The 7,735-nt window shown below is 57.7% G+C and carries 6 protein-coding genes and 1 pseudogene; 4 read left to right on the top strand and 3 right to left on the bottom strand.

Features of this window, described 5'->3' with window-relative positions:
• The first annotated feature begins 146 nt into the window (after window positions 1-146).
• Window positions 147-896 carry an aspartate/glutamate racemase family protein gene (locus LIO98_RS15135; RefSeq protein ID WP_291958987.1) on the top strand — a complete coding sequence of 250 codons (750 nt, stop codon included), beginning with the start codon at window positions 147-149 and terminating at the stop codon, window positions 894-896.
• Between the two features lie 155 nt (window positions 897-1,051).
• Here the strand turns inward: LIO98_RS15135 and LIO98_RS15140 are convergent, their stop codons facing one another.
• From LIO98_RS15140 to LIO98_RS15150, 3 genes are all read right to left on the bottom strand, one after another.
• Window positions 1,052-1,615, bottom strand: a complete 564-nt coding sequence (locus LIO98_RS15140) for a DUF308 domain-containing protein (protein WP_291958988.1) — start codon at window positions 1,613-1,615, stop codon at window positions 1,052-1,054.
• 358 nt (window positions 1,616-1,973) lie between these two features.
• A complete protein-coding gene (buk, locus tag LIO98_RS15145; protein ID WP_291958989.1) occupies window positions 1,974-3,047 on the bottom strand; it encodes a butyrate kinase in 1,074 nt (357 codons plus the stop codon).
• 7 nt (window positions 3,048-3,054) lie between these two features.
• Window positions 3,055-3,966 (bottom strand): phosphate acyltransferase, encoded by a 912-nt coding sequence (locus tag LIO98_RS15150; RefSeq protein WP_291958990.1) that lies wholly within the window; start codon window positions 3,964-3,966, stop codon window positions 3,055-3,057.
• A gap of 154 nt (window positions 3,967-4,120) precedes the next feature.
• On the opposite strand from LIO98_RS15150, the gene LIO98_RS15155 reads away from it, so the two are divergent.
• The 3 genes and pseudogenes from LIO98_RS15155 to LIO98_RS15165 all read left to right on the top strand — a co-directional run.
• A complete protein-coding gene (locus LIO98_RS15155; protein WP_291958992.1) occupies window positions 4,121-5,479 on the top strand; it encodes an MATE family efflux transporter in 1,359 nt (452 codons plus the stop codon).
• Window positions 5,480-5,538: 59 nt separating this feature from the next.
• Window positions 5,539-6,966 carry an MATE family efflux transporter gene (locus LIO98_RS15160; RefSeq protein ID WP_291958994.1) on the top strand — a complete coding sequence of 476 codons (1,428 nt, stop codon included), beginning with the start codon at window positions 5,539-5,541 and terminating at the stop codon, window positions 6,964-6,966.
• Between the two features lie 302 nt (window positions 6,967-7,268).
• Window positions 7,269-7,735: pseudogene (locus LIO98_RS15165) on the top strand (indolepyruvate ferredoxin oxidoreductase subunit alpha); the annotation flags it as partial.

The raw sequence follows: 7,735 nt of genomic DNA on the forward strand, positions 1-7,735 counted from the left end.
TATATAACATATATGTATTTTTTAAAAGTACAGATATCATATTATTAAAATTTTCTCCTTTTATTTTTGCTTATTGACATTGGAGTACAAAAAATGCTACATTTATAAAAATTGTTTTGCTTTTATCTTGGTTGGGGGGAATAGTATTGCCGTTCTACAAAATCAAATCGAAGTCACGCTCCTGGGATGGAGAGCCGGTCGGAATTTTAATTTTGGACGCGGCCTATCCCTGTGTCCCAGGAAATGTCGGCAACGCCACGACATTTCCGTTCCCGGTACGCTACCATGAGGTGCGCGGCGCCTCTATCGACCGTCTCTTGAACCAACGCGACCCGGCGCTGCTCGCACCCTTCATAGAGGGCGCGCAGAAGCTGGAGGCCGAGGGCGTGCGCGCGGTCACGGGAGCCTGCGGTTTTATGGCGCTCTTCCAGCAGGAGATCGCCGACGCCGTCGACATTCCCGTCTTTATGTCCAGTATGCTGCAGGTACCTTTCATTGTGCGTACCCTCAAGAGGGGTAAGAAGGTGGGCATCATCTCCGCCAACGCCTCCGTCATGACCGAACAGCATCTGCGCAACGTCGGCATCACCACGGATATGCCGGTCGTCCTCTACGGCATGGAGGGCAAGGATGAATTCCGCTCTTCCGTCCTTGAGGAGAAGGGGACGATGGACACCGACATCATCGAACGAGAGATACTCGAGGTCTGCGACAAAATGCTCGCGGAAAACCCCGAGGTCGCCGCGATACAGCTTGAATGCAGCGACCTGCCTCCCTTCGCCGCCGCCGTCCACCGCCACACGGGGCTGCCGGTCTTCGACTTCATAACGATGATACGGCACTTCGAAAGCGCGCTGAATCCAACGGAATACAGGGGAGCGCAATACCGTATGTAAAATCAAGGCCGCCCCGGTGGAAAGATTTTCCCGGGGCGGCCTCTTAGATGTGTGGTCTTCTATCCGTTCTGCCTCGCAGCAAGGTTTTTCGACTTCTTAATTAATATGACAAAAATCGTCACAGGGCGTGCTGACGTACTTATAACCGCCGCCCCTTATTCCTGCTTCTCGGCCGCCTGTAAGCATCCCCTGCCGAGGAATATCAGGCTCATACCGCCAAATATGAAGTCTACCCCGAGGACTACGCCGATCATCGCGATGCCGGTGACCATGTTCTGCCACATAAGCCAGGCAAGCACGAGGGCGAGGATGCCGGAGACCAGTGTCCAGACCGCGCCGTCGATGTGGCGGATGTTCCAGTATTGTATGATCTTCGTCACGCCGTCAACGAGGAAATAGGCGGAGAGGAGTATCGAAAGCGTCAGAACGCCCGCGAGCAGCTTCGTGATGAAGAGGAAGCCCGCGACGAAGGCGCAGAGGGAGCTGAATACCTCCCACCAACCGCCGGTCTTGTCCTTAAAGGCCTTATATGCGCCGTAGGCCTGGGCGCATCCCGCGATTACCAGGATCCATCCGACGAGCATCTCTATCGCGAATGAGGCGACGAGAGGCATCCAGAGGGCGATAAACCCCGTGAGGAGCATCAGCGCCCCCGTCCAGTAGAACCTTGTCTTATTTTTTAAAAGATATTCTTTCGTCATTTTTTCGGAAAACAGCATCTTGTTCATCCACCTTTGTCTTCTGATCTCAATTATTCTTTTACCCATTCCGACATTTCTTTAAAACGAAGGGCGGCCGCCCATAACGCCGTGGATAGCCCTAATATTATGATAACGGTCAGCGTGCGCATCTCATTCACTCCCTGTCTTTTCTTTCACACCGCCTCGCTTCCTTTGCACGGACCATATTAGTTGACGGCAGATGTAAAGAGCACAGCAGTATTACCGCATTTAGGCTAGGTAGTTTTAATTATTGAGCTTTTTTATTGATAAGAAATGGTTTTATTCTATTATTTTACAAATAGAATAGTTAGTATGTGATGTATTATTAATAACAGAGGTAATTTGTTAAAAAATCTCAGGCGTATTCTCCCGTGGGGTAAAGTTTCGCGCGCTCCTCGCCGCGCAGGACGCGCAGCGCGCCGGCGGCGAGCGATTCCAGTTCGTTTTCCCCCGGAAGTACGATGATGTCGCCAAGAAACTTTACCTTCCTGCCGACCAGCTCCATCAGCGCGTCCGAGTGAGCCATGCCGCCGGTGAGAATGACCGCGTCGATCTCTCCGTCAAGCGCCGCCGCGAGTTCGCCGATCCCCTTCGCGATCTGGTAGACATATGCATCAAGTATCAGCCTAGCGCGCGCGTCGTCCTCCGCCATCTTGAAGACCTCGCGGATATCGCGGGTCCCAAGGTAAGAGACGATGCCCCAGCCGGAGAGCAGCTTTCGGCGCAGCTCATCCCGCGTGTACATCCCGCTGAAGCAGAGCTCGACCACCGCGTCCACTGGCAGCCCGCCGGCGCGCTCCGCTGAGAAGGGGCCGTCCGCCTTCGCGCCGATTACGTCGACGATCCGCCCCCGGTCATGCGCCCCCATCGTCACCCCTGTGCCGAGGTGGGCGATGACAAAGCGGCATTCCTCATACCGTTTGCGCAGAGACGCCGCGGCCCTGCACCCCATCGCCTTCTGGTTGAGCGCGTGCACGAGGCTGCCGCGCGCGATCTCGGGAGCGCCGGAAACACGGGCGATATCCGAGAGTTCGTCGACCGACACGGGATCGACGATATATGCGGGACAGTTTGAAAGCTTTGAGAAGCGCTCCGCGATGAAGGCGCCGAGGTTTGAGGCATGATCGCCGCGCGGAGCCTCCCGCAGATAGTCCTTCATCACCGCGTTCACAAGATATGTACCGGAGGGCATCGGCGCGAGCAGGCCGCCGCGTCCCACCACGGCGTCGAAAGAATCTTCTTCGAAACCGGCCTCGGAGAGCGCCCGCGATGTCAGCGCGCATCTCATATCCAGCTGGTCAAGCACGGCGGTGAAGGCCGACCTCTTGGCGTCCGTCAGAGCTATATTTTTCTCAAATAATGGACGCTCCTCCTCAAAGACCGCGATCTTCGTCGAAGTGGAGCCGGGATTCACCGCCAGGATCTTCATACCGCCGCTACCGTCCCCCCGAAACGAGGCAGGAGAGCGCGATGCCGTAGAACTTCGTCTCCGGATCGTCTGTACGCGAGACAAGCACGATCGGCACCATCGCGCCGAGCACCACGCCGGCGAACTTCGCCTTGCAGTAGTGCACGAGCGTTTTACAGTGGACGTTGCCGCACTCCAGATTCGGAGCGAGAGTAAGATCCACCTTCCCCGCTATGACGCTGTTTATCCCCTTATGCTCCGCGGCCTCCTTTGAAGCCACGACGTCGATCACCATCGGCCCCTCGACGGTGCAGGTGCAGGGCAGCTCGTCAAACTCTCCCTCGCGCCAGGCGGCGACGAGGGCGGCGGCCTCCACCGTGGATGGGATGTGCGGGTCCACACGTTCGTTGGCCGCGATGCAGGCGACGTTGACATGTTCGTAGCCCAGAGCGTGGATCGCCCTTAAGGCGTTTCTCAGAATATGCTTCTTCTGGTCCAGCGTCGGCGCCACGATAAAGGCCGTGTCGGTGCAGAAGGAGAGATGGTGCTCTCCGGGGATTTCCATCACCGCGAGATGGCTCAAAAGATGTCCCGCGCGCAGCCCCTGTTCACGGTCCAGCACGGCGCGCATGAAATCCGAGGTGTTGACGAGCCCCTTCATCAGCGCGTCGCCGCTGCCCTCGCGGACGAGGGCAACCGCCTTTTTGGCCGCCTCCACGGGGTCTCCGGCATGAACGGTCTCCGATTTATCCGCGATGCCGAACTCCTCCACGAGCGGCGCGATGACCCGCTCGTCGCCGGTGAATATGGCATGCCCCAGCCCCTTGTCGAAGGCCAGCTTCACCGCTTCGATAGTCTCCCTGTCCGCCGCCGCGGCGACCAGGCTGCTTCCGCTGAGACAGCCACAGTTATTTATCATTTCATCAAATGTCTTATACATCGATATTCCTCCCGCCGGTCTAAAGAATTTTCTCATAAATATGAGACATTATTAAAATACGGGAACGACAAATCCGCCTAATATTCAGCATACTCAACTAGGTAAATTATACTATAATGAGGGCGATAGATTTATATATGGGAGAAACTTTTAAGTGAAAACAAATAATACCGAAGCCCTTGGCACTGCCCCGGTTGGGCCGCTGTTGTTAAAGCTCTCCATTCCGGCGATGGCAGGAATGTTTATGCTCTCGCTCTATAATGTCGTCGATGCCTTTTTTGTCGGGCGCGGCGTTGGCGCGCTGGGCATCGCCTTCGTATTCATCTCCTTCCCCGCGACGCTCGTCATCATGGCGGTGTCGCAGACCTTTGGTGTGGGCGGCGCCTCCGTGATCGCCCGCGCGCTGGGAGCGGGAAGAAACGACGACGCCTCCGCGGCGCTCGGTACGATAATGTCCTCCGGCCTGCTCTGCGCGCTCGTAATGACCGCCTTCCTGATGATATTCACCCGCCCGCTGCTGCTGATACTCGGGGCCAATCATGAAATAATCGAATCATCGCTCACCTACGCGGACATCATCTTCATCGGCACCCCCGTTTTCTTCATGATGATGGTCTTCAACAATCTCGTGCGCGGCGAGGGCAACACACGCCTCTCCATGCTGAGCATGGCGATCTCCTCCGGCGTAAACATCGCTCTCGACCCGCTCTTCATCTTTGTGTTCAAATGGGGGCTCGCGGGCGCGGCCTGGGCCACCGTCATCGCTCAGGTCTGCGCGCTCATCTGGCTGCTCTATTACTACCTCGGCGGCAAAAGCGCCGTCGCCGTACGCCTGCACTGCCTGCGCCGGATATCGCTGCCGCTGCTTACGCAGGTCATCTCCGTCGGCGCCTCGGCATTCGTAAGGCAGGTGGGCATCGCCATCTCCTGGACGGTGCTCAACCGGATATTCGCCGACACCGGCGGCGCGATCGGCGTCGCCGCCTCCGGACTCGTACAGCGCATGCTCTCGCTCATCATCATGCCGATCCTCGACATGGGACACGGGCTGCTGCCGCTCGTAGGCTACAACTACGGCGCGAAAAACTACCGCCGGGTGCTGCGCGGCATGGGGCTGGCAAACGTCGCCTCCACCGCCATCTGCTTCGTCTGCGCCATCTTCCTGCTCATTTTCCCGCGCGAGCTGCTGGCTCTCTTCTCCCGCGACGAGGCGCTGCTCGCTAGCGGCGTGAAGGGGATCGTATGCGTAGCGGCGGGGCTGTCATTCGCCGGTTCTCAGACGATGATCTCCACATACTATCAGGGCATCGGCAGCGCCCGGCTCGCCTTCTTCCTCTCGATGCTCCGTCCGCTGCTGCTGCATCCGCCGCTCGCCCTGATCCTCGCGGAACTCTTCGGCATGAACGGAGCCTGGGCCTCCTTCACCGCCGCCGATATTCTGGCCTTCGCCATCTCAGGAGCCATCTACATAAAAGGCAGGCGCGGGCTGATACGAAGCGAACTGAAAGCGTGACGGTATCGCTGTATGCGAATATATCCCTATCTAACAAATGAAAGGAATCATCACGGACGATGAGACTCATCAAAAAGGCAAGACGCATCCTGAAACTGCACGGCGCTGTGGATCTCGGCAGCGGCCCCGTGCTCAGCTCACTGATACGCCTTTCGATACCCTCGATTGCGATGGTCCTCTTCAACACGCTCTTCAACCTCATGGACACCATCTTCATCTCCTGGCTCGGAGAGAGCCACATGGTCGCCATCTCCTACACATTTCCCGTACAGATCGGCGTCTTCGCGATATTGGAGGGAGTCGGCAACGGCGTCACCGCTCTGGTAGGGCGGCGGCTAGGCGAGGGCAACATGGAGCTGGCGCGCAAAACGGCTACGGCGGGGCTGGCCTTCGCCTACGTACTCTGCCTGATCTGGCTTCCCTTCCTATTCCCGGGGCCATCCAACGCTTTCTTCCGAATGCTCGGCGCGACCGACCCGACGACGCTGCGCCAGGCATGGCTCTATAACATGTGGATACCGCCGATGCTCGTCTTCATCAGCTTCTCCTATGTCGTCAACTCGATCTTCCGCTGCCAGGGCAACACCATGGTGCCGCTCTACTTCTTCGTCATCGCCAACTGCATCAACTTCGTGCTGGACCCTATCTTTATATTCGCCTTTGGCTGGGGAATGACGGGAGCGGCGGCGGCCACCTTTACCGGACGGTTCGTGGGAATCTTTTACCTTATAAAAAAGCTGCGCGATTCAAGCGAGATCAAACTACCCTTCTTCACGCGCCCCCGCTGGGGTATGCTCCGAATCTGGGGCGGAATCACGGCGATAGGGCTGCCGGTGACGCTGACCACCGGAAGCGTCGCGCTGGGCATGGGCTCAGTGAACAGGATACTCTCCGCCACCTACGGCAACATCGCCGTCGCCGGATGGATGATCAGTATGCGCATCGAAGACCTCGCCTTCAACACCCTGATGGGGATAAACAACGCGCTGGTACCCTTTCTGGCCTTCAATTACGGACGGCGCAGCGTTGAGAGGATGAAGCGCGGAATCAGATCCGCCTTCATCATCAGTACCGTCATTACCGTCACCATTGGCCTTCTCATCGCAATCTACCCCTACCCGCTGATAAACCTTTTCCGCCCCTCCGGCAACGTCTCGGAGGTCGCGATACAGTCGATAAGGCTGACGATCGCGGGATACCCCGCCGTCATATACAGCGTCATCTATAACTCTCTCTTCATCGCCACCGGTTACTCGGCCTACGGGCTTGTGATCCAGATATGCCGCAGCATGCTGCTGCGTATCCCCGCGGCCTGGTTCCTGGCGCAGTCCGTCTCTCTGAGCTGGATCTGGCTATTCCAGCCGATCTCCTTCGTAGGCGCGGCGGCGCTGACCTGGCTCTTCTCGTGGATATTGCTTAAAAAGCTGCGCAGAGACCTGGGCGTATCCCCGCCGGATAAAAGCGCCTCCGACGGCTGGGAGAGATAACAACACGCCGGTCCTTCCTGCCGCGCGGGGTCTCCGCTGGCGGCGGGAGCGTAAGATATCACGCTGCGGCGGCACCGGCCCGGCGGCAGTAAAACCTTGACATATCCCGGCGTAGGGGCTATAAATATCTGCGGAAGGAGAGGGAGAGCCCTCTTCGGTTTTAGGCTGAGCAAAGTTATGATAATAGATAAGCGAAGACAGGTTTATTGATTGTGTGATTACATTCAAGGCTTTGTCGTTTGCGCGGCGAAGTCTTTTTTATTGTCCGGTGCCTTTTAAATATATGTGTGGGGGAAAGATCAATGGCTGTTAAAGTCTGCATGGGAAACGAAGCTATCGCGCTCGGAGCGCTTGCCGCGGGGATAAAGGTCGCGGCGGGGTATCCGGGAACGCCTTCGACGGAGATAATAGAGACGCTGGTCGCCGTCCATCATCCTGACGTGAAGGTGCAGTGGTCGACGAACGAGAAGGTGGCCCTGGAGGTGGCGGCGGGCGCGGCTTACGCCGGCGTGCACACGCTCTGCACGATGAAGCAGGTGGGGCTGAACGTCGCCTCCGACCCGCTGATGAGCCTCGCCTATATCGGGATCAAGGGCGGCATGGTGATCGCCGTCGCCGACGACCCCGGCCCCTGGTCTTCGCAGACGGAGCAGGACACCCGCAATTTCGCGAAGCACGCCAACCTGCCGGTATTCGACCCCTCGTCGCCTGAAGAGGCCTACGAGATGGTGCAGGCGGCCTATGAGCTCTCCGAAGCCTTCGCGCTGCC

Origin of the sequence: Cloacibacillus sp., from assembly GCF_020860125.1 — a bacterium.
Lineage (GTDB): Bacteria > Synergistota > Synergistia > Synergistales > Synergistaceae > Cloacibacillus.